The organism is Corynebacterium gottingense (genome assembly GCF_007559235.1).
GTDB lineage: Bacteria > Actinomycetota > Actinomycetes > Mycobacteriales > Mycobacteriaceae > Corynebacterium > Corynebacterium gottingense.
In genome coordinates, this window is sequence record NZ_VMHH01000002.1 from 299,566 (window position 1) to 320,910 (window position 21,345).

The following is a 21,345-nucleotide window of genomic DNA, read 5'->3' on the forward strand; positions in this document are numbered from 1 at the left end:
GGAGACACTATGGCAGACAACACTTTCGGCGCGGGCGAGGCCGGCGAGAACGCGTTCCCGGACCCGCAGGACCTCAGCTACGAGCAGGCCCGCGACGAACTCATTGAGACGGTAAAAATCCTGGAGCTCGGCCAGATGAGCCTCGACGAGTCACTTAAGTACTGGGAACGCGGCGAGGCGCTTGCCAAGCGGTGCGAGGTGCTTCTCGACGGAGCGTCGCAGCGCGTCGAAGCCGCCATCCAATCCCGCTCCGGGGACGGCGACGACGGCAACGCGTCCAATTAACTCTGCGCCGGCAGCGGTGCCGCGGTGAGCGCCGCCTCAATCAGCGCGCGGAATTCCTCCTCGGTGCCGGCGCCCGTGACGAGGAACCGCGATTGCCCGGCGTCGACGGCCCACAGGTCGCGCACGTCGTCGGACGCAGAGGTGTACACCTGCGCTTCCGTGCTGCCCACGTCAACGGAGCGCTGCAGCTCGCGCGGTTTCTGGTCGGCCCCCCGCACCGCCTTGTCCAGCGGGGCGCCCGTCTGCGTCAGCTGGAGGTAGCCCCCGTCGGCCGTGACCCAGCCGACGGTCGGCGCAGGCGCCTGCTCGATCATCGCGCGGCGGGCGGAGTTGGTCACCCAGCCCGCTGGCGCCTCGGGGTACACCACCGGGAAGTCCACGGAGCGGGCCTCCATGTCCAGGAACGTACGCGCGTCGACCTCCTGCACCGGCCCCTGCTCCGGCTTGCCGGGGTTGAACGTGCACAGACCGGTCGCGCCGACCGCCACGAGCATGATCACCACGATCAGCACCATGTTGAGCGCGATGTTCCGTCCGTCCTGAAAGATGCGGGTGCTGCTGTTACTTGCCACGTAGGCCAGTATGGCACGCGGCGTGGTCCACCCCCGAATTTGTCAGCCGCCGCGGCCGCACCGACGCGCGGGCCACGCATCCGCCCTGCTGGGGTGCATCTTCCCCCGAATTGGTGGAATTCGGTGCCGAAACCGGGCGCAAAAGTGCGACAATGAGACGGTGCGGTGTGGTGTCGGTTCACCCCCGTTGATGTTCGATGCATGTATTTACGCCCAGGAGGCCACATTTCGATGTCTGAATCGAAGTCCACAGAGTACTTCCCCGACCGCAACCTTGCGATGGAGCTCGTCCGCGTCACGGAGGCCGCAGCGCTGGCCTCGGGGCGCTGGGTTGGCCGCGGGAAGAAGAACGAGGGCGACGGCGCGGCCGTCGACGCGATGCGCAAGATGATCAACTCCGTGAGCATGGACGGCGTCATCGTGATTGGCGAGGGCGAGAAGGACGAGGCCCCCATGCTCTTCAACGGCGAGCAGGTAGGCAACGGCGAGGGCGCCCGCGTCGACCTGGCGGTGGACCCGGTCGACGGGACCCGCCTCATGGCGGAGGGCCGTCCGAACGCTATTTCCGTCATCGCCGCTGCGGACCGCGGGGCGATGTACAACCCGAAGGACGCGTTCTACATGAACAAGATTGCGGTCGGCCCGGAGGCCGCCGGCCACATCGACATCACCGCGTCTGTCGCCGAGAACGTCCAGTCCGTCGCGAAGGCGAAGGGCGTGCGCCCGAACGAGGTCACGGTGGTCGTGCTGGACCGCCCGCGCCACAAGCAGCTTGTCGACGAAATCCGCGCCGCCGGCGCCAAAGTCCGCTTCATCATGGACGGCGACGTCGCTGGCGCCATCGCCGCCGCGCAGGACACCAACTCCATCGACATGGCCATGGGCGTCGGCGGCACCCCGGAGGGCGTCATCACCGCGTGCGCGCTGAAGTGCCTGGGCGGCGACATCCAGGGCATGCTGGCTCCGCAGTCCGAGGAGGAGCGCGAGAAGGTGCTCGCCGCGGGCCACGACCTCGACCACGTTCTGACCATCGACGAGCTGGTCACCTCCGATAACTGCTACTTCGCCGCCACCGGCGTGACCAACGGCGACATGCTGCGCGGCGTGTCCTACCGCAAGAACGGCGCCACCACCCGCTCCCTGGTGATGCGCTCCAAGTCCGGCACGGTCCGCTACGTGGAGTCCCTGCACAAGCTGGCCAAGCTGCAGCAGTACTCCGTCGTCGACTACTCGGACCCCACCCACGAGTAGCGCCCCTCCCCCACATCGGGCGGTCGCGAACTGGGACGACCGCGCCCGGCGGGAAAAAGGGGCATAATCGTGAGCTCAAGAATATTGTGACCAACCACGCAAGTAAGTAAAGGACGTTAGTTATGACAGAACAGCAGTACCGCATCGAGCATGACACTATGGGCGAGGTCAAGGTGCCTGTCGACGCCCTCTGGCGCGCCCAGACCCAGCGCGCCGTAGAGAACTTCCCCATCTCCGGCCGCGGCCTGGAAGACCAGCAGATCCGCGCTCTCGGCCTGCTCAAGGCTGCCTGCGCGCAGGTGAACAAGGACCTGGGCAAGCTGGACGCCGAGAAGGCGGACGCAATCATTGCCGCCGCGAAGGAGATCGCTGACGGCAAGCACAACGACCAGTTCCCCATCGACGTGTTCCAGACCGGCTCCGGCACCTCGTCCAACATGAATACCAACGAGGTCATCGCCTCCATCGCGAAGGCGAACGGCGTTGAGGTCCACCCGAACGACGACGTCAACATGGGCCAGTCCTCCAACGACACCTTCCCCACCGCGACCCACGTGGCGGCGACGGAAGCCGCGGTCCAGGACCTGATTCCGGGCCTCGAGGTCCTGCAGAAGTCCCTGGCCGCAAAGGCTGACGAGTGGCACGAGGTGGTCAAGTCCGGCCGCACCCACCTCATGGACGCCACCCCGGTGACCCTGGGCCAGGAGTTCTCCGGCTACGCCCGCCAGATCGAGCTGGGCATCCAGCGCGTCCAGGGCACTGTCGAGCGCCTCGGCGAGCTGGCCATCGGCGGCACGGCCGTCGGCACCGGCATCAACACGCCGGCCGAGTTCGGCAGCAAGGTCACCGAGGAGCTGAAGAAGCTCACCGGTGTTGACGCCCTGTCCGAGGCGGCCAACCACTTCGAGGCCCAGGCGAACCGCGACGCGCTCGTCGAGTTCTCGGGCGCGATGCGCTCCGTGGCCGTTTCCTTCTACAAGATCGCTAATGACATCCGCCTGATGGGCTCCGGCCCGCTCGCAGGCTTCGGCGAGATTCACCTGCCGGACCTGCAGCCGGGCTCCTCCATCATGCCGGGCAAGGTCAACCCCGTGCTGTGCGAGACCGCCACCCAGGTCTCCGCCCAGGTCATCGGCAACGACGCCGCGATCGCCTTCGGCGGCACCCAGGGCCAGTTCGAGCTCAACGTCTTCATCCCGATGATGGCGCGCAACGTCCTCGAGTCCGCGCGTCTGCTGGCCAATACGGCCCGCCAGTTTGCCACCAAGCTTATCGACGGCATCGAGCCCGACGTCGAGCGCATGCGCGGCCTCGCCGAGTCCTCCCCGTCCATCGTGACCCCGCTGAACTCCGCGATTGGTTACGAGAACGCGGCGAAGGTTGCCAAGCACGCGATCAAGGAGGGCATCACCATCCGCCAGGCCGTGATCGACCTCGGCTTTGTCGATGGCGAGAAGCTCACCGAAGAGGAGCTGGACAAGCGCCTCGACGTGCTCTCGATGGCCAACACCGATCGCAACTAATCGGCCCCGCCGGTTAGGATAAGTCCCCAGTATCACTACCGAGCTGGGGACTTTTACATGCCTGATTCCTTTTCCGAGCTGCGCCACGCGGGCGGCTCCAACAAGCCGTGGGTCGCCGGCGGCGTCTTCGCGCTCGCGCTCGCCCTCATCGGCGTCGCGCTCGCCGCCGCGTACTGGTCAAGCAACCCGCACAGCAATTCCCTCCCGGCCACGGTTACCGTCACCGCGCAGCCGTCCGCGCCCGGCCCGGACCTCGCCCCGGCGGGCACCTACTCCGGCACCTTCGTCCGCCTCGCGGAGACCACCGATGGTGCGAATACGCTATCGTGGCCGGTCGTCGCCACGTTCGGCGGCGGCACGGCGACCGTCACCTACCCAAACAGCGGGTGCAGTGCGCTTATCGACGCCACACTCCACCACCACCCACTCACCGACAAGTGCGAGGCCGCGAACGGCGCCGACGCGCGCTGGGAGGTTGCCGTGCCAGACAACGGGCTCGTCGAGCTCACCTACCTTGAGGACGACCAGCGGATCGCCGGCGGCACCCTCTCAATCGGTTCTGACCGGGCATAAACAGACGATTTGCCAAACTTTGCACCGAGTGTAAGATTGCACTCCGTGCAAAATTCACAGTCTTCCGCAAACGCGTGGGAGGTGAAGCGACAGCGCACCAGGCAACGCATCTTTAAAGCGGCTATGGACCTGGTCGAGGCACACGGAATCGACAACACGACCGTCGAGGACATCTGCCAAGCCGCCGACATCTCCCGGCGCACCTTTTTCAACTACATGGACTCCAAGGACCATGCAATCCTTGGAGCCTTCCCCTTCGATCTCACCGAAGACGGACTCGAGGCCATCGCGTCAACGCCCTCGGACAACCTTGTCGCGCTCATCATCGAGTCGCTCGAGGAGCACCCCGAGGCCGCAGACCAAGAGCACCTCGCCCGTCGGCGCAAGCTACTCCACCAGCACGTGGAGCTTGAGAGCGCCGCGATGGTTCGCAAAAGGGAGGCGATGAAGGCATTGTGGCGTGCCGTCGATAAGCACTTTGCACAACATCCGCAAGACCGAAAGCTCGACGGTCCGGTCGAGGAAGAAATTCACGCAGTTGTGGAGATCTTCTTCTTCGCCGTCTCCCGCTATCTCCACCTTCCGGAACGACCGGAAGGCACTCTGAAAGCCAACCTGCTGCGCGCAGGCGCCATGTTTACTGAGTTTACAAAGGAACTGAAATGGAACAATCCGGTAACTCCGGCGTAACAACCGGGAGCACCGTCGTTGAAGGCGGTGCAAAGCAACACATTGGACTGATTTTCACGGCCCTCCTGCTCACCATGCTGATGAGCTCCATGGGCCAGATGATCTTCTCCACCGCCCTGCCGACCATCGTCGGCGAACTCGGCGGCGTTGACCACATGAGCTGGGTCATCTCCGCGTTCCTCATCACCATGACCATCGCGATGCCGATCAACGGCAAGTTTGGCGACGGCCTGGGACGCAAGTGGTTTTACGTCGGCTCGATCGGCCTCTTCGTCATCGGCTCCGCCCTGGGCGGCTTCGCGCACACCATGACGCTGCTTATCATCGGCCGCGCCGTGCAGGGCCTTGGTGCCGGCGGCATGATGGTGAACTCGCAATCCATCATCGCCGAGGTCGTCCCCGCCCGCGAACGCGGCAAGTACATGGGCGTTATGGGCGCCATGTTCGGCGTCGCCTCCGTGCTCGGCCCTGTCCTGGGCGGCTGGTTCACCGACGGCCCGGGCTGGCGCTGGGGCCTGTGGATGAACATCCCGCTCGGCATTCTGGCCATGCTGGTTTCTGCCTCCGTCCTTCGCCTGCGCAAGGGCTCCGAGGGCCCGCTTAACGCCGACTGGCTCGGCATGGTGCTGATGATTATCGGCACCACCAGCCTGATCCTCACCACCACATGGGGCGGTACCCAGTACGAGTGGGGCAGCACGACCATCCTGACCACGATCGCTATCGCCGTGGTTGCCATCGTCGCATTCGTCTTCGTTGAGCTGCGTGCGAAGAACCCGATGATCCCGATGGGCCTGTTCAAGAACCGGAACATGGCGCTCACCACCGCCGCCGGCACGGTGCTCGGGATGGCAATGGTCGGCGCACTCGCCTACCTGCCCACCTACCTGCAGATGGTGCACGAGATGACCCCGACGAACGCGGGTCTCATGATGATTCCGATGGTGCTGGGCATGCTGGGCACCGGCATGACCGTCGGCTTTGTCATCTCTCGCACCGGCCGCTACAAGATGTACCCGCTGGTGGGTATGGCCATCACCGCCGTCGGCATGTTCCTCTTCTCCCGCCTCACCGTCGAGACCTCGCTGGTCATGCTGGGCATCTACATGTTCATCTTCGGCTTCGGCCTCGGCCTGGTCATGCAGGTGCTGGTCCTGATCGTGCAGAACTCCTTCCCGGTTGCCATGGTCGGCACCGCGACGGCGACGAACAACTTCTTCCGCCAGCTCGGTTCCTCCATCGGCGCCTCCCTGGTTGGCTCGCTGTTCATCCACAACATGCGCACCCACATGGAGGAGCGCATGCCTGAGGCGATGGCACAGCTGCCGCCCGAGCAGGCGCAGGCGATCGGCCAGCAGTTCAGCGGCGGCAGCAGCAACCTCACGCCGCACCAGGTGGCGCAGCTGCCCGACGCGATCCGCGAGGTCGTGCTGACCAGCTACAACGACGGCCTCACCCCGGTCTTCCTGATGATCGTGCCGCTCGCCGTCATCGCCTTCCTCCTGCTCATCCCGATCACTGAGGATCCGCTGAAGGAAACTGTGGACTAGGAAGAGCCACTGACCAACACAAAGGAGCCACCCTGACACTCGCCAGGGTGGCTCCTTTTCTGCGTTCTTCGGACCTACTTTTCGTCGGGCTTTGGCAGCAGCAGCTCGTATATGTCGGAGTCGCGCCACTCGCCGGCGCGCTCGCCGTACGTCATCTTCGCCATGTGGTGGAAGGTGCCGATCTTTTCAAACCCGCGGGAGATGTGCAGGCCCGCGGAGCCGGTGTTCTCCGGGAAGATCCACGAGTGAATCGACCACTTGTCCAGCGCAACGCAGGTCTCGATCAGCTTGTCCAGCAGCGCGCCGGACACGCCCATGCCGCGCGAATCGGGGTGCGTGTAGATCGAATCCTCAACCACGCCATGGAACACGCTTCGCGACGACGCCTTCGCCGCGGCAACCCAACCGAGCACCTTGTCGTCGTCAAGCGCATCAACGGCGACGAAAACGGTCTCGATGATCTTACCGCGGGAGAACGCCTCCCACGTCTGCCCCTTCGTCTCGTAGGTGGCGTTTCCAGTGCTCAAGCCCATCTCATAGATCTCACGGACCTGCGGGTAGTCCTCAGGGCGGATCGGACGAATATTAAAACCGTTTTTGGCCATGCGCACTATTGTCATGGCCTTCGAAGTAGCGCGCAAACCGCGCACGAAAAACGCCCCACCACCAGGGTTTTCCTGGTAATGGGGCGCGAGCTATAGCGTAACGCTACGCCAGACTAGTGCTGGTTGATGATCGGGCCGAACTCGCCGTTGTCGCCGCGGGTCCACTCGATGGTGCCGTGCTCGAACTCCTGGATCCAGCCAGACTCGGACGGCAGCGGGGTCTCCGCCTCGAGCGGGAAGCCGAGGGTCTCGGCGTGGTTGCCGTTGATCCACTCGTTCGCAATCTCGCCCCAGATCGGCGCGCCGCCGGTGTTCTCGTTCCAGGTGACGTAGTGCTCGCCGTCGTAGGAGACGATCCAGCCGTTCGCGGTCTCCTCGATGGAAGCCGGCTCGCCCCATGCCGGGTCGGCGTACTTATCGATGGCCGCCGCCAGATCGTTCGGGACCATCGCGGTCTCGCCGTCCGCGGTAGCGATTTCGGTGGTGTCACCCTCAGCGCCGGCAGCAGCGCCCGCGCCTGCAGCGCCCTCGGCACCCTCAGCGCCGTCTTCGCCCTCAGCGCCGTCCTCGGCGCCAGCGGTCTCGGTGGCGGTAGCGGTCTCGGTCGCGGTCTCCTCGACCACGGTGGTGCCGTTCTCGCTGTCGCCCTCGTCGGAGGAGCAAGCGACCAGGCCGGTGGCCAGGGTCAGCGCAGCTGCGGAAGCGACGATCTTGCGGGAGATGCTCATAAACAAAACCTTTCGTTGTGTCGTTTACGTGACGTGACCATTATGCAAGCTATACATTCCCACGCCGTTTTACCCCACCCGAACGGGGGTAAATTCTCCCGCTCCCCTTGCAGAATCCTGCACTATCCCCATGGATAGCAAACAAAAAGTGTGCACATCCCGCACTAGTTCCGTCCGCGCCGCCTTCCCCGTCCACGCGGCTGGATCGCTTTCCCCTTCTTCCGCTTCTTGTGGCTCTTGTGGCTCTTCTGGGCCGCGTTGGCGCGCGAGGACCGCACCGAGCGCCCCTTGGTGATCCCCACGAAGTCCTGGATCGCGTCGCAGTCGTCGTCCTTGCGCCACACCAGCGCGATCGGCGTCGGCGCGACCGATGGTCCCGCCACCTCGAGCGGCACGACCTGCTTCTTCGACAGGTGCTTGAGCAACGGCAGCGGTCCGTACGCCACTCCGACATTCGCAGCGACGACCTGCAGCGCTTCGCGCAGCGCGTCCACGTCTGGGCGGTGCGAAAACGGCAGGTTGACGTACTCGTCGGCGAGGTCCGATTCCGCGACCTGCTCCCCCACCTCCGCGTACACGGAGTCCTTGGGCACGGCGACCCCGGGGGCTTCCTCGTAGAGGCGGACCATGTGGAAGTCTTCGCTCGCGGCGTCGAGGCGCGGGTCCGGGAGGCGGAGCAAGGCGACGGTGGGTGGGGACGAGGGGGCGTCGATAAGCACTGCCCAGGGGTCGGCGGCATCGATGGCCTCGACGGAGTCCCCCGTGGCCTCCTGATAGCGCCGGATCCATTTGCTGGGCGCGGAACCTGTGACGAAGACGAGGGAGAGCATGCCCAGAATGCTACCGTGTGCAGCATGAGCAATGAGACGCCGTCCAGCACGGCCATGAAGCCGGAAACCGCCGCGAAGAAGCTCGGTGTGTATCTGCCCGCCACCCCGCAGGAGTTTCAGGACGGGTCGGTTACCCATGCTGAGCTGCGAGAGCTCCAGCAGAATCCACCCGAGTGGCTGCAGGAGCTGCGCCACAACGGGCCGCACCCCCGCCCCGAGGTCGCCCGCAAGCTGGGCATTTCCATCACCGCGCTGAAGAAGCACGAGATGGACCGCCCGCTGACCTCCAAGGAGATCAGCGAGCTGCTGGCAGACCAGCCGGAGTGGCTGCGCGAGGCCCGCGCGGCGCACGCCGAGCAGCGCAGCGACAACTAGCGCCCTAGAGCATCTTCCAGTCTTCGAGGCCCGGGTAGAGCGGGTACTTCTCCGCCAGTGCGTCGACGCGCGCGTGCAGGGCCTCGGTGTCGGCAGCCTCGCCCTTGATCAGGGCCTCCGCAATAATCTCTGCGACCTCGGTGAAGTCCTCCTTGCCAAAGCCGCGGGTGGCCAGCGCGGAGGTGCCGATGCGCAGGCCGGAGGTGACCTTCGGCGGGCGCGGGTCGAACGGCACAGCGTTGCGGTTCACGGTAATGCCCGCGCTGTGCAGCAGGTCCTCCGCCTGCTGGCCGTCCATCTTGGAGTTGCGCAGGTCCACGAGGACCAGGTGCACGTCGGTGCCGCCGGAGACGACGTCCACGCCGGCCTCTTTCGCATCCGGTTGGGTGAGGCGGTCGGCGAGGATGCGCGCGCCCTCGATGGTGCGCTCCTGACGGTCCTTGAACTCCGGCATGCCGGCGATCTTGAACGCGGTCGCCTTGGCCGCCACCACATGCATCAGCGGGCCGCCCTGCTGGCCGGGGAAGACCGCGGAGTTGAGCTTCTTGTTCAGGTCCTCGTCGTTGGTGAGGATGAAGCCGGAGCGCGGGCCGCCGATGGTCTTGTGCACCGTGGAGGACACGACGTGGGCGTGCGGCACCGGCGACGGGTGCAGCCCGGCGGCAACCAGGCCCGCAAAGTGCGCCATGTCGACCCACAGGTACGCGCCGACTTCGTCCGCGATGGAGCGGAACTCGGCGAAATCCTCGTGGCGTGGGTAGGCGGACCAACCGGCGATGATCACCTTCGGCTTGACCTCGCGCGCCTGCTCGCGCAGCTTCGCCATGTCGATGGTGTGGGTGTCCTGCTCCACCTCGTAGGCCGCGACGTTGTAAAGACGACCGGAGAAGTTGATCTTCATGCCGTGGGTGAGGTGGCCGCCGTGCGCCAGGCTGAGTCCCAGGATCGTATCGCCCGGCTCCGCCAGCGCCATGAGGACGGCGGCGTTAGCCTGCGCGCCGGAGTGCGGCTGCACGTTGGCAAACTTCGCGCCGAAGACCTGCTTTGCGCGCTCCTGGGCCAGTTCCTCCACCACGTCGACGTGCTCGCAGCCGCCGTAGTAGCGCTTGCCCGGGTAGCCCTCGGCGTACTTGTTGGTCAGCACAGAGCCCTGTGCCTGCAGGACGGCGCGCGGCACGAAGTTCTCGGACGCGATCATCTCCAGGGTGTTGCGCTGCCGGCTCAGCTCGTTGACGATGGCCTCGTGTACTTCGGGGTCGAAGGTGGCGAGGTCCTGGTAACGGAAGTCTTCAGACACGTGCTCCGGGTCCTTTCAATGGTTCAAGATTCGATGGCAAAATCTCCGCAGCGCGGTGACTTTCTAGCAGTATAAACGCCACCCCACACCCACGGGGGCAACTTCCAGCCCTCTTCAAGCCATCTTCAAGCCCTGCCCTGAGCGCGAGCAGTGTTCCAGCGAGTGGAACAATGGGGCCCATGGCTCAAGGTGTACGGGGAGCGGACTCAAGCCCCTATCTGGACTTCCACCGCCAGGATTGGCGCGAGCGCCGCGCGACGATGCCGCAGGTGCTCACCGCCGAGGAGGCGGAGAAGCTCAGCGGTATCGGCGAAAACCTTGACTTGCAGGAGGTCGAGGACATCTACCTCCCCTTATCGCGTCTCATCCACCTCCAGGTCCGCGCCCGCCAGAAGCTCACCAACGCCACCGAGACCTTCATCGGCGGCGACCCCGGCCACGTCCCATTCATCATCGGCCTGGCCGGTTCGGTGGCCGTGGGCAAGTCGACCACTGCGCGCGTGCTCCAACTCCTGCTGCAGCGCTGGGAGTCGCACCCCCGCGTGGACCTGATCACCACGGACGGGTTCCTCTACCCCACCGAGGTCCTCCAGGAGCGCAACCTCATGTCGCGCAAGGGCTTCCCGGAATCCTACGATCGCCGCAACCTCATGCGCTTTGTCACTGAGGTCAAGTCCGGCCAGCCCGTGGTCAAGGCGCCCATCTACTCGCACACGGCGTACAACATCCTGCCCGGTGAGTACATCGAGGTCCGCCAGCCCGACATCCTCATCCTCGAGGGCCTCAACGTCCTCCAGACCGGCCCCACGCTCATGGTCTCGGATCTGTTCGACTTCTCAATCTACGTGGATGCCTCGGTCGAGCACATCGAGCACTGGTACATCTCGCGCTTTCTCAAGCTGCGCCACACCGCGTTCCGCGAGCCGGGCGCCCACTTCGCCGACTACGCCCAGCTTGATGATGCCCAGGCGACCCACCGCGCCCGCGAAATCTGGCAGACCATCAACCTGCCGAACCTGGTGGAAAACATCCTGCCCACGCGCCCCCGCGCCTCGCTCGTGCTGCGCAAGGGCTTCGACCACACGGTGCAGCGCGTGCGCATGCGCAAGCTGTAGCGCTTGTCAGCGCCCCCTACTTCCCGAACCGACGCGACCGCTGGGAGTACTCGCGCAGCGCGCGCAGGAAGTCGATCTTGCGGAACGCGGGCCAGTACGTATCCGTAAACCAGATTTCGGAGTAGGCGGCCTGCCAGAGCAAGAATCCGGACAGCCGCTGCTCGCCCGAGGTGCGGATGACCAGGTCGGGGTCCGGTTGACCCGAGGTATAGAGGTGCTCCCCGATCGAGTCCACCGTGACCGCCTCGGCCAGCGCGTCTGTCGTGGTGCCGCGGGCGGCTTCGTCCCGGATGAGGGAACGCACCGCGTCCACGATTTCCTGGCGCCCGCCGTAGCCGACGGCGATGTTGACGGTCAGCCCCGCCTTCCCCGTGGTTGACTCCGCGGAGCGCTGCATGCGCTCCACCACGTCCGGCGGCAGCAGGTCAAGGTGGCCGACGAGGCGCACGCGGCACGAATAGTGTTCCGTCGCGAGGTCCTCGATCACGTCAGAGATGATGTCAAAGAGCAGCTCCACCTCTTCGGAGGTGCGCTGGAGGTTCTCCGTGGAGAGCAGGTAGAGCGTGACCACGTCAACGTCCATTTCCGCGGACCAGCGCACCAGCTCGCCGATCTTCGCGCCGCCCGCCCGGTGCCCCTGGGAGATGTCGGTCAGCCCGGCCTCGCGCGCCCACCGACGGTTCCCGTCCGCCATCACAGCGATATGCTTGGGCCGCTTCTTGCCGCGCAGCTCGCGCTTCAAGCGCAGCTCGTACAGCGGGTACAGCACCTTCTCCAGCAACGTCACAGTCCTCACTCTACTCATGTGGCGCGCTCGCGCTTAGAAAATACGCTTCTTCCCGAGGTCCAGCACGCCGGCCTCGCGCATCGCGGCGTCCAGCGCCTCCTGGTCGAACGGGTCAATCCCGTGCGCCTCGGCAAACTGCTGGCGGCGCCGGAACCGCGAGTAGCGGCGGTGGAAGGCAAACCCGAGCGAGAGGATCACCACGGCCAGCACCACCAGGATGAGCAGGCCGATTGGCGATGCCTTGCCAAAGTCCGGCCCCACCGGGGTCTCCGCGGGCGCCTGCGCGAGCACGTAGCTCGACGCGTTCACCGCGGACGCGGTCAACGATGCTGTGAACCCAATGCTCATTTCGCGGCCTCCTCTTCGATGCCGGCGAACAGGTCGTCCTCCGGCAAGTGCGTTTTCACCCTGGTCTGCGCGAGCTCGAACTCCTCGGTGGGCCAGGCGTCTCGCTGGTCCTGCACCGAGCTGGCCAAAAACGCGCCAGCCGGGTCGATCTGAGTAGCGTGCGCGGTGAGCGCCGCCTCGCGCTGCGCGAAGTACTCACCGCACTCCACTTGCGTGGTCACTCGGCTCATCACGTCGGCTTGGTTCTGCTCCCAGCGCGCAATCATCAGCTCGTACGGGCTCGGCTTCCCCTGCGCGTACAGACGCTCCTGCAGCAGACGCATCCGCTGCAAGATAAACCCGTGGCTGTAATACAGCTTCAGCGGCGTCCACGGCTCACCCGCCTCGGGCGCAAACTCCGGATCGCCCGCTTTTTCCCAGGCCAGCATGGAAATCGTGTGCACCATGATGTGGTCCGGGTGCGGGTAGCCACCGTTTTCGTCGTAGGTGATAATGACGTGCGGGCGGAATGCGCGTATCGACGCCACCAGCGTGGCCGCCACCGCCTCCGGATCCTGCACGGCGAACGACCCCTCTGGCAACGGGGGCAGCGGGTCCCCTTCCGGCAGCCCGGAGTCCTGGTAGCCCATCCACTCGTGCTCGACGCCGAGCGCTTCAACCGCGCGGGCCATCTCCTGCTCGCGAACCTGGATGAGGTTGTCCAGCACCCCCGGGCGATCCATGGCTGGGTTCAAAATGTCGCCCCGGCGGCCGTCAGTGCAGGTGACCACCTTGACGCGATTGCCTTCCGCCGCGTACTTCGCCATCGTCGCCGCGCCCTTAGACGATTCGTCGTCCGGGTGTGCGTGGATTGCCATCAGCCGCAAACCAGTCACGAGAACTCCAACTTTTGTAGGGGGCAGTGCTTCAACTCCGGCCCATCTTAGTACCATCAAGTGCGAAGCAATCGTTCGCTCCCGCGCCGCTAACCCAGAAGGAGAGGTCGCCGCCGTGTCCACTACCTCGAATACACCCGCAGCACCAGGCAACGGCGGTACTTCGCGGACGCGGTACGGAGGGGGCACGGGGGCGTCGGCAAGCAAGCTGCCCGGGCGCATCATGGCGATCGCTGCGGTGCTGCTGGTGGGTTTTGCCATTTTTGCCGTGGCGCGCGTGATGAGCGAGCGGTCCGCGCAGCCGGTCAGCGCAGATTTCATTTCACAGGAGAAGGTCGATGACTCGACCTCGCGGCTGTGGATCGACGTGACCCGCGAAGATACTGACGTGCCGTCCTATTGCATCGTCACCGCGGTGGACTACCACCACGCGGAGATCGGCCGCCGTGAGGTGGTTATCCCCGCGGGGGGCGAGGAAATGGAACGACTCGCCGTTGACATGCCGGTGCGCGGCGATCTCGCGTCGGGGCGCGTCTACGGGTGCTCAGAGAAGATTCCGGACTATATGGATGCGGAAAGCGCCTACTACGCGGCCCGGTAGCCTGCGGGCGGTGTGTTAAGATCCGCCTGTATATTTGTACGAGTATGACCACGTAATCCGTCGGACTGGGCCCGGCCTGGGAAACAGGCGGGCTCGTTTTTGACGTATGAGGGAAGGGTTTTCCGCATGGCTGAGACGCAAAAGCAGTACATCACCCCGGAAATGAAGGACAAGCTCGAGGCAGAGCTGCAGCAGCTGATTGATAACCGCCCGGTGATCGCTGCTGAGATCAACGAGCGCCGCGAGGAGGGCGACCTCAAGGAGAACGCGGGCTACGACGCGGCTCGTGAGCAGCAGGACCAGGAAGAGGCCCGCATCAAGCAGATCTCCGAACTGCTGGCCAACTCCACCACCGAGCGCACCGGCGTCATCGAGGGCGTCGCGCACGTCGGTTCCGTCGTGCACGTGTACTACAACGGCGACGAGAACGATAAGGAGACCTTCCTCATCGGTACCCGCGCTGCATCCACCGACAACAAGGACCTGGAGACCTACTCCGAGAACTCCCCGCTTGGCGCAGCCGTCGTCGGCGCCTCCGAGGGCGATACGCGCAAGTACACCGCGCCGAACGGCCGCGAGATTTCGGTGACGATTCTCTCCGCGGAGCCGTATGATTCTGTTAAGGCTTCCACGCCGCGCGACTAGTACCACTAGCACGCAGCCTCATCCCCGCTTTATTGCACGCTCTTAGAACTAACTGAAGGATCAAACCTGTGATTTCCGTTTCCCGTAAGGCCGCGGCCGGCATGCTCGCCGTGGCAGCAGTTTCCCTCTCCGCCTGCCACCCGCCGCACCAGGTTGACTCCGCCGAGAAGGTCGACACGGCGAAGAGCCAGGACCCGGATTCGCTGGCTTCCTACGGCGCGACCCCGTCCGGCACCGCAGCTGCATCCGGCACCGCTACCGCGTCTGGCACCGCATCCGCGCAGCCGACCACTATCACGGCCTCTGACGGCACCCCCACCATCGCCAACTGCGGCGCCGTCGAGCTGGAGCGCCCGACCGAGCTGGTGCTGGATTGCACCGACCAGGGCAACCTGCTGCGCGACATCGTCTGGGATTCCTGGGAGGCCGACGCCGCTACCGGCACCGGCACCCGCGTGGCCCCGGGCCAGGAGCCGGAGAACATCGCCGTCTCCCTGTCCGAACCGGAGATTGTCAACGGCGTACTGGCCTACACCACGATCACCGTGGACGGCGCGCAGGTGTACCCGGAGCGCGACATGTAACTTCGCCCCGCCTCAGGGCACGCGAAACGCGCCCGGCCCGCAACCTTGATTCCTTGCAAGGTGCGGGCCGGGCGCGTTTGGTATTCAGTGATTAATCATCATTGAAGATGGACAGGAAGCGCAGAATCTCGGTGTAGAGCCAGATGAGCGTCACTGCCAGGCCGAGGGCGACGCCCCATGCCTCCTTTGCCGGCGCACCGGAACGCACCAGCTTGTCGGCCAGGTCGAAGTCCTGCAGGAAGGACAGCGAGGCGATCACGATGCAGACGAGGCTGAAGATGATGGCCATCACGCCGTCACCACGCAGCGGGTTGATACCGGTGAACATGGCGAGCAGGAAGTTGCCCAGCGCGAGGATGGCGACACCAAAGATCATGCCGGTCAGTGCGCGGTTGAAGCGCGGGGTGACGCGGATCGCGCCAGTGCGGTAGACAAACAGCATGCCGATAAACACGCCGATCGTGCCCAGGATTGCCTGGAAGATGAGCTCACCGGCCGTCCCGCCGATGAGGAAGGAGAAGCCGCCGACAAACAGGCCTTCAAACGCCGCGTAGAGCAGCGTGACGGTCGGCGAGCCAAAGCTCTTGGAAAACGAGTGGACCAGCACAGTGATGAACGCGGCGATACCGCCGACGAACGTCAGGATCATGCCGATGCCTTGGTTCACGCCCATGCACAGGGCGAAATTCACCGCGGCGAACGCGACGATCACCGCGAGGGTGATGCCGGTCTTCGACACAATGTCATCCACCGTCATCGGGCGCTGTGAGTCCTGCGGGGCCCGCGGGGCCTCAGTCTGGACGCCACCGTAGGGGGTGTGCTCGTTGCTCCCGTATCCGTAGCCCTGCTGCTGGGCCTGGGGCAAGTTCTTCAGTACCGGATTGCTACTTCGCATCTGGTTTCCATTCCTTTCCTTGTCCATCGTCCGTGTCACCTTATGTAACGCCCCACCTTCCCAGATAGTTCCCATCCGCGTATGAAGCTCGCGGCACACGGGCCTAAAGTGTGAGTATGCATCTGCCCGAATGGGGCGCGCCGGAGCTGTTTTCCCGCGCCCACCAGCAACGGTTTCGCCCCGCCGCGGTAGGCGACGCCGTGCGCGAGCGGCTGCTCGAGCTCACGGGGGATGCGCACCCGTTTGCTGCGCAGTACGGGGACGTGGAAATCCTGGCCTTTCGGATCAGCCACCCGGTGGACCACTACCTGTTCAGCACGTTCGGTCTGGCGCCGGTGCGCTCCTCGCTCCCGCTCGCCGGCACGCACACCGAGCTGACGCTCCGGGTTCCCGCAGCCGGCGCGCCGCTTCCCCCGGGTTGGCCCGCGGCGGTGCTGGGCCGGTTGGTCCGCCACATCCGGAGGACTGGCCGCCCCATCGAGCCCGGCCACTACTTCGACTTCCACGCGCCGGTCGCAGATGGCGCGCGGCTTTCCGCGTTCAGCTTCGTCGCGGACCCGCTGCTTGGTGTCATCGATTCGCGCCTGGCCATGGTCCGCTTCACCTACGCCGTGGGATTGACCGCGCGCGACCTCGAGGACGCGCTGGCGTGGGACCCGCTGAAGTTCACCGGTGTACTCGGAGACACGTTCCCCCTCGGGCTGAGCGATCCGGCGCGCGCGGACGTAGCCACGCACCGCCCCGCCCGCCGCATTGTCACCGCGGCCACCGCCCGCGAGGGATCGACCGTGGGCGCCGTCGAGTCGCGGCTGCTCGGTGTCGAGGGCACCGGGCGTATCGACGTCTCCGTCGACGGCGCCCGCGCGATCCTACGCGCCATGCGCCACCGCCTCCCCTTCGGCAGGCCTTTCGCCCTGGTCGCAGAGCACAACTGGCTGCTGTTCGACCCCGACCTCCCAGGAGCCATCACTGCAGAGGAGGACGGTCTGCGCGTGCCCACCTCCCCGGACGTGCGCAACGAAATCCTGGCCAAACTGGACGCGGCACCAGGGACGTACCGGTTCGTCACCGCCCCACTCGAGTTGCACGTCGTGGATACGCAGCGCTAACCCGCACGAGCATCGGTGCAATGAGCCACGACACCAACGCCCCCACCACCCTCGTGTGGTTCCGCGACGACCTGCGCCTGCACGACAATGCGACGCTTGCTTCGGCGCCGCGGTGACGTGGAACCGCCGCTACCACCTCACCGACATCGACGCGCAGGTCAAGGAGGCCACCGGCGCGGTCTCGCACCCCGGCTTCCTGCTCACCGAGCCCTGGGAGGTCCGCACTGCTTCCGGCACGCCCTACCGCGTATTCACGCCCTTTTCCAAGAAGGCACAGGGCATGCTTCTCGACGCCCCTCCGTCCCCCCACACCCGCCCCTGCCGTTGAGGGATTGGAGGGGGTCGAGGGGGCGTCGACAAGCATGGACGAGCCCGAGTGGAGCGCAACACTTGCGGCGCACTGCACCCCCGGCGACCGTATGGCACGCGGTCGCGCACCCAGAGATGGACCCCGATGTGCAACACCTCGAGCAGCTCGCCCGCTGGCAGCGCGGGGAGACGGGCGTGGCGTACTTCCGTATCTTCAATCCGCTCACGCAGCAGCAGAAGTTCGACCGTGACGGCGCGTACGTCAGCCGCTGGGTACCCGAGGTGAGTACCCCCGCCTATCCTGGGCCGATGGTGGATGTACAGGCATCCCGCAAGGTGGCATTAGCGGCCTACGACGACATCGCGGCGCATCATTAGTCTGGTGCGAAGATCCCATCCACCTCCACCGAAAGGACATCCCTATGGGCATCTTTGACAACCGCGTCGCGCTGGTCACCGGCGCAGCATCCGGCATCGGCAAGGCCGTTGCCGCCGACCTCGCCGCCAACGGCGCGAAGGTCGTCGTCGCCGACATCAACGAGGACGCCGCCCGTGCAGTCGCCCAGGACATCGATGCGGCCGGCGGCACCGCAGCCGCGCTCAAGCAGGACGCCGCGAGCGCGCAAGAGAACGAAACAGCAGTGAAGTTCGCTGTGGAGACGTTCGGCGCGCTCCACCTCGCGGTGAACAACGCCGGTATCGGTGACCAAGTCCCGCTCGCGGAGAAGAAACTCGAGGACTGGGACCGAATCATCAACCTCAACCTCAACGGCGTCGCCTACGGCTGCCACTACCAGCTCAACCAGATGCTTACGCAGCAGGATGGAATCCCGTGCGCGATTGTCAACATGTCCTCCATCCACGGCTCCGTCGCCCGTCAAGGCGGGATCGCGGCGTACGCCGCCGCGAAGCACGGCGTGATCGGGCTGACCAAGTCCATCGCCGCGGACTACGCCGCCAAGGGCATCCGCTGCAACGCCGTCGGCCCCGGCTACATCGACACCCCGCTGCTCAACCGCCTGTCTGAGGAGATGCGCCAGCAGCTCATTGCCCGCCACCCGCAGGCTCGCCTCGGTCGCGCGGAGGAGGTCGCAGCCATGGTCCGCTTCCTGCTCAGCGACGAAGCCTCCTTTGTCAACGGCTCCTACCACCTCGTCGACGGCGGATACACTGCTATCTAGGCTATCTAGCCCCCTCTAAAAGAAAGGTGTACTCCCCGTGCCCACTTCAGCCTCGACCCCAACCGCAGCCGTGATCGGCGCCGGGTTCGCCGGCCTCGCCACCGCCGCGCTCCTGGCCCGCGAGGGATACGAGGTGACCGTCTTCGAGCGCTTGGACGCAGTCGGCGGGCGGGCCGGGGAGGAAACCTTCGACGGGTTCCGCTTCGACATGGGGCCGTCCTGGTACCTCATGCCGGACGCGTTTGACCACTTCTTCGCGCTCTTTGGCTACCGCACGGAGGAGCTGCTCGACCTCGTTCCGCTGGACCCCGCGTACCGCCTGTTCCCCGAGTGCCAGGCGCCACTCGACGTCCCCGCGGACCCCGCGCGCGCTGCGGCGCTTTTTGAGTCCATCGAGCCCGGCGCGGGCGCGAAACTCACCGAATACCTCGACTCCGCCGAGCGCACCTACGACCTGGCGTTGCGCCACTTCCTCTACACCACATTCTCCTCCCCCGCCGCGTTCCTCGCGCCGGAGGTGCGCGCCGGCTACGCCGACCTGGCCAAGTTTCTCACCACCCCGCTCGACCGCTTCGTGGCGCGCCGCTTCAGCGATGTCCGCCTGCGCCAGATGCTCACCTACCCGGCGGTGTTCCTGTCGTCGCACCCCTCGAAGACCCCGTCGCTCTACCACCTCATGAGCCACACCGACCTCACCCAGGGCGTGCGCTACCCGCTGGGCGGATTCGCCGCCGTCGTCGACGCCATCTACCGCATCGCCCGCGAGCAGGGCGTCCGCTTCCGCCTCGGCACGGAGGTCACCGCCATCACGCACTCCGGCGGCCGCGCCACGGGTGTGCGCGTTGGCACGGAGCAATTGCTTTTCGACGCCACCGTCTCCGCCGCCGACCTCCACCACACCGAAACACGCCTGCTCCCGGCGGACAAGAGGACCTACGACGAGCCCTACTTTGCCAAGCGCAACCCCGGGGTCAGCGCCGTCCTGCTCACCCTGGGGGTGCGCGGAGCGCTGCCCCAGCTGGCGCACCACAACCTGCTGTTCAGCCGCGAGTGGGGCACAGATTTTGACGCGGTGTTCGACGGCCCCGTCGACGCGCGCCCGCTGGGCGCCTCGCGCTCAATCTACGTATCCAAGCCGTCGGCCACGGACCCCGGCACGGCGCCCGAGGGGCACGAGAACCTCTTCGTCCTCGTCCCGGTGCCCGCCCAGACGGATGTTGGGGGCGGAGATGCGTACGGAGGCGGGGCGTCGACAAGCGTCGAAGCGATCGCCGACGCTGCCCTGACGCAGATCGCGGAGTGGTGCGGCATCCCGGACCTGCGCGAGCGGATCGTCGTGCATAAGACGGTCGGGCCCGCAGACTTCGCGGACCGCTACCGCGCGTGGTCCGGAGGCGCGATCGGCCCGGCGCACACGCTGCGGCAGTCGGCGTTTCTGCGCGGGCGCAACGCGTCTCGCACACTGGACGACCTCTACTATGCGGGCGCGACGACGGTGCCGGGGGTAGGCGTGCCGATGTGCCTCATTTCTGCCGAGAACGTGGTGAAACGGCTCCGCGGCGACAAAAGTTCTGGGCCTTTACCTACCGCCTGACGGCGTCGATCACGTATGGTCGGGCGCATGAAACGACACACCGTAATTGCCGCGACACTGCTGACCTCGGTGGGCCTGGCGCTTGCCGGCTGCTCGGCCGATGACTCGACCAGCACCGACACGAGCGCAACGGCATCGCAGGAGTCCCCAGCGTCTGAGAGCACTGAGAGTCCCGTGGAAGCTGCGCCGGCGGAAGACCGAGGCACCGGCGAGCCGCCCGCCGAGTACGGCGAGGAAGCCAACAAGGTCATCGCCGCGTTTAAGGAGCAGTACCCCACCGCGGAGGAAACGGACCTGAATGCGCTCTACGAGCAGATGGGCGGCGACGACCAGTCGATGGAGACGCCCAGCGATGTCACCGTGGATCCGCCGCAGTGCGACTTCTCAGACGAGACCAAGGTCCTGGACAACCTCATGACCAAGCACTCGAAGTCCACCCTGCTGTCCAAGCCGGCAGAGATGCCCGAAAGCGGTCCGTCGGTGGACCTGGTCGTCGCGGAATTTGGCAACGAGGACGACGCGAAGGATCTGCTGAAGCGCAGCGACGTCTACAGCGGCGACTGCACGGACATCACGATCACGTCCGGCACCGGAGAGCAGGCCGTCTCTTCCCACAACACGTACGAGAAGTCGGACCTGAAGTTTGAGGGCGCGGACGATTCCTTCTCCGGCGTAACCACCGTCGAGGGCGCAATGTCCTACACCGGAGAGACGGTCTACGGCCGCTTTGGCAACACCGTTGTCCAAATCACCGGTTCCGGCGAGGACCCGGAGCAGGTCACGCGGCTGCTGCAGGACGCCGTTGACGCGGTGAGCTAATCGGTGCCCCCAGTGGGACTCGAACCCACACTGAATCGATTTTAAGTCGACTGCCTCTGCCGATTGGGCTATAGGGGCAACAGGCAGTCATCGTACCCTGCACCCCCGACGCACTAAGAATTGCCTACCCCTCCTGAGATTAAGAACATATTTTCGATTCCATCCTCTTGGTGTTGGCTCCAAAAGTAGACTCATTACCCCAAA

Annotated in this window: 27 protein-coding genes and 1 tRNA gene; 18 read left to right on the forward strand and 10 right to left on the reverse strand. The window is 65.5% G+C overall.

The genetic code is table 11. The annotated features are described in order from the left end of the window. The first annotated feature begins 9 nt into the window (after positions 1-9). On the forward strand, positions 10-285 hold the full coding sequence (locus FPH17_RS04120; protein ID WP_095276814.1) for an exodeoxyribonuclease VII small subunit: 276 nt from the start codon (positions 10-12) through the stop codon (positions 283-285). Here the strand turns inward: FPH17_RS04120 and FPH17_RS04125 are convergent. After that, positions 282-857: a DUF4245 domain-containing protein gene (locus FPH17_RS04125; protein ID WP_154878779.1), complete on the reverse strand. Its 576-nt coding sequence runs from the start codon at positions 855-857 to the stop codon at positions 282-284. The genes FPH17_RS04120 and FPH17_RS04125 overlap by 4 nt on opposite strands. A gap of 231 nt (positions 858-1,088) precedes the next feature. Here FPH17_RS04125 and glpX point away from each other — a divergent pair, with 231 nt between their 5' ends. The 5 genes from glpX (at position 1,089) to FPH17_RS04150 (ending at position 6,444) form a co-directional block, all read left to right on the forward strand. Next, positions 1,089-2,108, forward strand: a complete 1,020-nt coding sequence (glpX, locus tag FPH17_RS04130; protein WP_154878780.1) for a class II fructose-bisphosphatase — start codon at positions 1,089-1,091, stop codon at positions 2,106-2,108. Between the two features lie 122 nt (positions 2,109-2,230). Beyond that, positions 2,231-3,631, forward strand: coding sequence for a class II fumarate hydratase (locus FPH17_RS04135; RefSeq protein WP_154878781.1), 1,401 nt, complete (start codon positions 2,231-2,233; stop codon positions 3,629-3,631). A gap of 57 nt (positions 3,632-3,688) precedes the next feature. Further along, the gene (locus FPH17_RS04140; RefSeq protein WP_095535675.1) at positions 3,689-4,204 is read left to right on the forward strand and encodes a hypothetical protein; all 516 of its coding nucleotides are present in this window, start codon (positions 3,689-3,691) and stop codon (positions 4,202-4,204) included. A 45-nt stretch (positions 4,205-4,249) separates the two neighbouring features. After that, positions 4,250-4,894 (forward strand): TetR/AcrR family transcriptional regulator, encoded by a 645-nt coding sequence (locus FPH17_RS04145; protein ID WP_154878782.1) that lies wholly within the window; start codon positions 4,250-4,252, stop codon positions 4,892-4,894. Next, on the forward strand, positions 4,867-6,444 hold the full coding sequence (locus FPH17_RS04150; protein ID WP_095276826.1) for an MDR family MFS transporter: 1,578 nt from the start codon (positions 4,867-4,869) through the stop codon (positions 6,442-6,444). Before FPH17_RS04145 ends, FPH17_RS04150 begins: the two co-directional genes overlap by 28 nt. A gap of 74 nt (positions 6,445-6,518) precedes the next feature. On the opposite strand, the gene FPH17_RS04155 is transcribed toward FPH17_RS04150, so the two are convergent. The 3 genes from FPH17_RS04155 to FPH17_RS04170 all read right to left on the reverse strand — a co-directional run bounded on the left by FPH17_RS04155 (position 6,519) and on the right by FPH17_RS04170 (position 8,607). Next, positions 6,519-7,049, reverse strand: coding sequence for a GNAT family N-acetyltransferase (locus FPH17_RS04155; RefSeq protein WP_095276829.1), 531 nt, complete (start codon positions 7,047-7,049; stop codon positions 6,519-6,521). Between the two features lie 113 nt (positions 7,050-7,162). After that, positions 7,163-7,777, reverse strand: a complete 615-nt coding sequence (locus FPH17_RS12025) for an LGFP repeat-containing protein (protein ID WP_203085471.1) — start codon at positions 7,775-7,777, stop codon at positions 7,163-7,165. A 164-nt stretch (positions 7,778-7,941) separates the two neighbouring features. Continuing rightward, positions 7,942-8,607, reverse strand: coding sequence for a type 2 periplasmic-binding domain-containing protein (locus FPH17_RS04170; protein ID WP_095276833.1), 666 nt, complete (start codon positions 8,605-8,607; stop codon positions 7,942-7,944). Between the two features lie 24 nt (positions 8,608-8,631). Here FPH17_RS04170 and FPH17_RS04175 point away from each other — a divergent pair, with 24 nt between their 5' ends. Continuing rightward, entirely contained in the window at positions 8,632-8,982 is a 351-nt protein-coding gene (locus tag FPH17_RS04175; protein ID WP_095535677.1) for a DUF5997 family protein, read from the forward strand. Between the two features lie 4 nt (positions 8,983-8,986). Here the strand turns inward: FPH17_RS04175 and glyA are convergent, their stop codons facing one another. Continuing rightward, the gene (gene glyA / locus FPH17_RS04180; RefSeq protein ID WP_095276837.1) at positions 8,987-10,279 is read right to left on the reverse strand and encodes a serine hydroxymethyltransferase; all 1,293 of its coding nucleotides are present in this window, start codon (positions 10,277-10,279) and stop codon (positions 8,987-8,989) included. Positions 10,280-10,458: 179 nt separating this feature from the next. On the opposite strand from glyA, the gene coaA reads away from it, so the two are divergent. Further along, positions 10,459-11,394, forward strand: coding sequence for a type I pantothenate kinase (coaA, locus tag FPH17_RS04185; RefSeq protein WP_233125438.1), 936 nt, complete (start codon positions 10,459-10,461; stop codon positions 11,392-11,394). Positions 11,395-11,410: 16 nt separating this feature from the next. Here coaA and FPH17_RS04190 read toward each other — a convergent pair whose 3' ends face one another. Genes FPH17_RS04190 through mca form a run of 3 tightly spaced genes read right to left on the reverse strand, consistent with a single transcriptional unit; the run spans position 11,411 to position 13,386 of the window. Next, on the reverse strand, positions 11,411-12,199 hold the full coding sequence (locus tag FPH17_RS04190) for an isoprenyl transferase (RefSeq protein ID WP_186439380.1): 789 nt from the start codon (positions 12,197-12,199) through the stop codon (positions 11,411-11,413). Between the two features lie 15 nt (positions 12,200-12,214). Further along, entirely contained in the window at positions 12,215-12,529 is a 315-nt protein-coding gene (locus FPH17_RS04195) for a hypothetical protein (RefSeq protein WP_095535680.1), read from the reverse strand. Beyond that, a complete protein-coding gene (gene mca, locus FPH17_RS04200) occupies positions 12,526-13,386 on the reverse strand; it encodes a mycothiol conjugate amidase Mca (RefSeq protein WP_154878783.1) in 861 nt (286 codons plus the stop codon). The genes FPH17_RS04195 and mca overlap by 4 nt, the downstream gene beginning before the upstream one ends. A 133-nt stretch (positions 13,387-13,519) precedes the next feature. On the opposite strand from mca, the gene FPH17_RS04205 reads away from it, so the two are divergent. The 3 genes from FPH17_RS04205 (at position 13,520) to FPH17_RS11880 (ending at position 15,234) form a co-directional block, all read left to right on the forward strand. Beyond that, positions 13,520-14,005: a DUF4307 domain-containing protein gene (locus tag FPH17_RS04205; protein ID WP_244288058.1), complete on the forward strand. Its 486-nt coding sequence runs from the start codon at positions 13,520-13,522 to the stop codon at positions 14,003-14,005. 126 nt (positions 14,006-14,131) lie between these two features. Next, the gene (gene greA, locus FPH17_RS04210; RefSeq protein WP_095276849.1) at positions 14,132-14,650 is read left to right on the forward strand and encodes a transcription elongation factor GreA; all 519 of its coding nucleotides are present in this window, start codon (positions 14,132-14,134) and stop codon (positions 14,648-14,650) included. A gap of 68 nt (positions 14,651-14,718) precedes the next feature. Then, positions 14,719-15,234, forward strand: coding sequence for a hypothetical protein (locus FPH17_RS11880; RefSeq protein ID WP_095537674.1), 516 nt, complete (start codon positions 14,719-14,721; stop codon positions 15,232-15,234). 91 nt (positions 15,235-15,325) lie between these two features. Here the strand turns inward: FPH17_RS11880 and FPH17_RS04225 are convergent, their stop codons facing one another. Then, positions 15,326-16,129, reverse strand: a complete 804-nt coding sequence (locus FPH17_RS04225) for a Bax inhibitor-1/YccA family protein (protein WP_095548446.1) — start codon at positions 16,127-16,129, stop codon at positions 15,326-15,328. Between the two features lie 116 nt (positions 16,130-16,245). Between FPH17_RS04225 and FPH17_RS12075 the strand changes: the two genes are divergently transcribed. The 7 genes from FPH17_RS12075 to FPH17_RS04250 all read left to right on the forward strand — a co-directional run bounded on the left by FPH17_RS12075 (position 16,246) and on the right by FPH17_RS04250 (position 21,141). Further along, complete coding sequence (locus tag FPH17_RS12075; protein WP_154878784.1) at positions 16,246-17,238, forward strand: suppressor of fused domain protein; 993 nt, start codon at positions 16,246-16,248, stop codon at positions 17,236-17,238. 20 nt (positions 17,239-17,258) lie between these two features. Then, positions 17,259-17,354 carry a deoxyribodipyrimidine photo-lyase gene (locus FPH17_RS12080; protein WP_198949229.1) on the forward strand — a complete coding sequence of 32 codons (96 nt, stop codon included), beginning with the start codon at positions 17,259-17,261 and terminating at the stop codon, positions 17,352-17,354. Further along, the gene (locus FPH17_RS12085) at positions 17,351-17,566 is read left to right on the forward strand and encodes a deoxyribodipyrimidine photo-lyase (protein ID WP_244288059.1); all 216 of its coding nucleotides are present in this window, start codon (positions 17,351-17,353) and stop codon (positions 17,564-17,566) included. Before FPH17_RS12080 ends, FPH17_RS12085 begins: the two co-directional genes overlap by 4 nt. Positions 17,567-17,628: 62 nt before the next feature. After that, the gene (locus FPH17_RS12090) at positions 17,629-17,925 is read left to right on the forward strand and encodes an FAD-binding domain-containing protein (protein WP_238397067.1); all 297 of its coding nucleotides are present in this window, start codon (positions 17,629-17,631) and stop codon (positions 17,923-17,925) included. A gap of 44 nt (positions 17,926-17,969) precedes the next feature. After that, positions 17,970-18,728: an SDR family NAD(P)-dependent oxidoreductase gene (locus tag FPH17_RS04240; RefSeq protein WP_154878785.1), complete on the forward strand. Its 759-nt coding sequence runs from the start codon at positions 17,970-17,972 to the stop codon at positions 18,726-18,728. A 37-nt stretch (positions 18,729-18,765) separates the two neighbouring features. After that, complete coding sequence (crtI, locus tag FPH17_RS04245) at positions 18,766-20,322, forward strand: phytoene desaturase family protein (protein WP_154878786.1); 1,557 nt, start codon at positions 18,766-18,768, stop codon at positions 20,320-20,322. A gap of 27 nt (positions 20,323-20,349) precedes the next feature. After that, the gene (locus tag FPH17_RS04250) at positions 20,350-21,141 is read left to right on the forward strand and encodes a hypothetical protein (protein ID WP_133064842.1); all 792 of its coding nucleotides are present in this window, start codon (positions 20,350-20,352) and stop codon (positions 21,139-21,141) included. A gap of 4 nt (positions 21,142-21,145) precedes the next feature. Here the strand turns inward: FPH17_RS04250 and FPH17_RS04255 are convergent. Next, positions 21,146-21,219, reverse strand: a tRNA-Leu gene (locus FPH17_RS04255). Between the last annotated feature and the right edge of the window lie 126 nt (positions 21,220-21,345).

Excerpts from the sequence above, each read along its gene's own strand:
- greA (WP_095276849.1), top strand. The coding sequence starts at position 14,132 with ATGGCTGAGACGCAAAAGCAGTACATCACCCCGGAAATGAAGGACAAG.
- FPH17_RS12025 (WP_203085471.1), bottom strand. The coding sequence starts at position 7,777 with ATGAGCATCTCCCGCAAGATCGTCGCTTCCGCAGCTGCGCTGACCCTG.
- FPH17_RS04120 (WP_095276814.1), top strand. The coding sequence starts at position 10 with ATGGCAGACAACACTTTCGGCGCGGGCGAGGCCGGCGAGAACGCGTTC.
- mca (WP_154878783.1), bottom strand. The coding sequence starts at position 13,386 with ATGGCAATCCACGCACACCCGGACGACGAATCGTCTAAGGGCGCGGCG.
- FPH17_RS04150 (WP_095276826.1), top strand. The coding sequence starts at position 4,867 with ATGGAACAATCCGGTAACTCCGGCGTAACAACCGGGAGCACCGTCGTT.
- FPH17_RS04140 (WP_095535675.1), top strand. The coding sequence starts at position 3,689 with ATGCCTGATTCCTTTTCCGAGCTGCGCCACGCGGGCGGCTCCAACAAG.
- FPH17_RS04225 (WP_095548446.1), bottom strand. The coding sequence starts at position 16,129 with ATGCGAAGTAGCAATCCGGTACTGAAGAACTTGCCCCAGGCCCAGCAG.
- FPH17_RS04240 (WP_154878785.1), top strand. The coding sequence starts at position 17,970 with ATGGGCATCTTTGACAACCGCGTCGCGCTGGTCACCGGCGCAGCATCC.
- FPH17_RS04175 (WP_095535677.1), top strand. The coding sequence starts at position 8,632 with ATGAGCAATGAGACGCCGTCCAGCACGGCCATGAAGCCGGAAACCGCC.
- coaA (WP_233125438.1), top strand. The coding sequence starts at position 10,459 with ATGGCTCAAGGTGTACGGGGAGCGGACTCAAGCCCCTATCTGGACTTC.
- FPH17_RS04135 (WP_154878781.1), top strand. The coding sequence starts at position 2,231 with ATGACAGAACAGCAGTACCGCATCGAGCATGACACTATGGGCGAGGTC.
- FPH17_RS12075 (WP_154878784.1), top strand. The coding sequence starts at position 16,246 with ATGCATCTGCCCGAATGGGGCGCGCCGGAGCTGTTTTCCCGCGCCCAC.
- FPH17_RS04250 (WP_133064842.1), top strand. The coding sequence starts at position 20,350 with ATGAAACGACACACCGTAATTGCCGCGACACTGCTGACCTCGGTGGGC.
- FPH17_RS04190 (WP_186439380.1), bottom strand. The coding sequence starts at position 12,199 with ATGAGTAGAGTGAGGACTGTGACGTTGCTGGAGAAGGTGCTGTACCCG.
- glpX (WP_154878780.1), top strand. The coding sequence starts at position 1,089 with ATGTCTGAATCGAAGTCCACAGAGTACTTCCCCGACCGCAACCTTGCG.
- FPH17_RS12080 (WP_198949229.1), top strand. The coding sequence starts at position 17,259 with ATGAGCCACGACACCAACGCCCCCACCACCCTCGTGTGGTTCCGCGAC.
- FPH17_RS04155 (WP_095276829.1), bottom strand. The coding sequence starts at position 7,049 with ATGGCCAAAAACGGTTTTAATATTCGTCCGATCCGCCCTGAGGACTAC.
- FPH17_RS04195 (WP_095535680.1), bottom strand. The coding sequence starts at position 12,529 with ATGAGCATTGGGTTCACAGCATCGTTGACCGCGTCCGCGGTGAACGCG.
- FPH17_RS04170 (WP_095276833.1), bottom strand. The coding sequence starts at position 8,607 with ATGCTCTCCCTCGTCTTCGTCACAGGTTCCGCGCCCAGCAAATGGATC.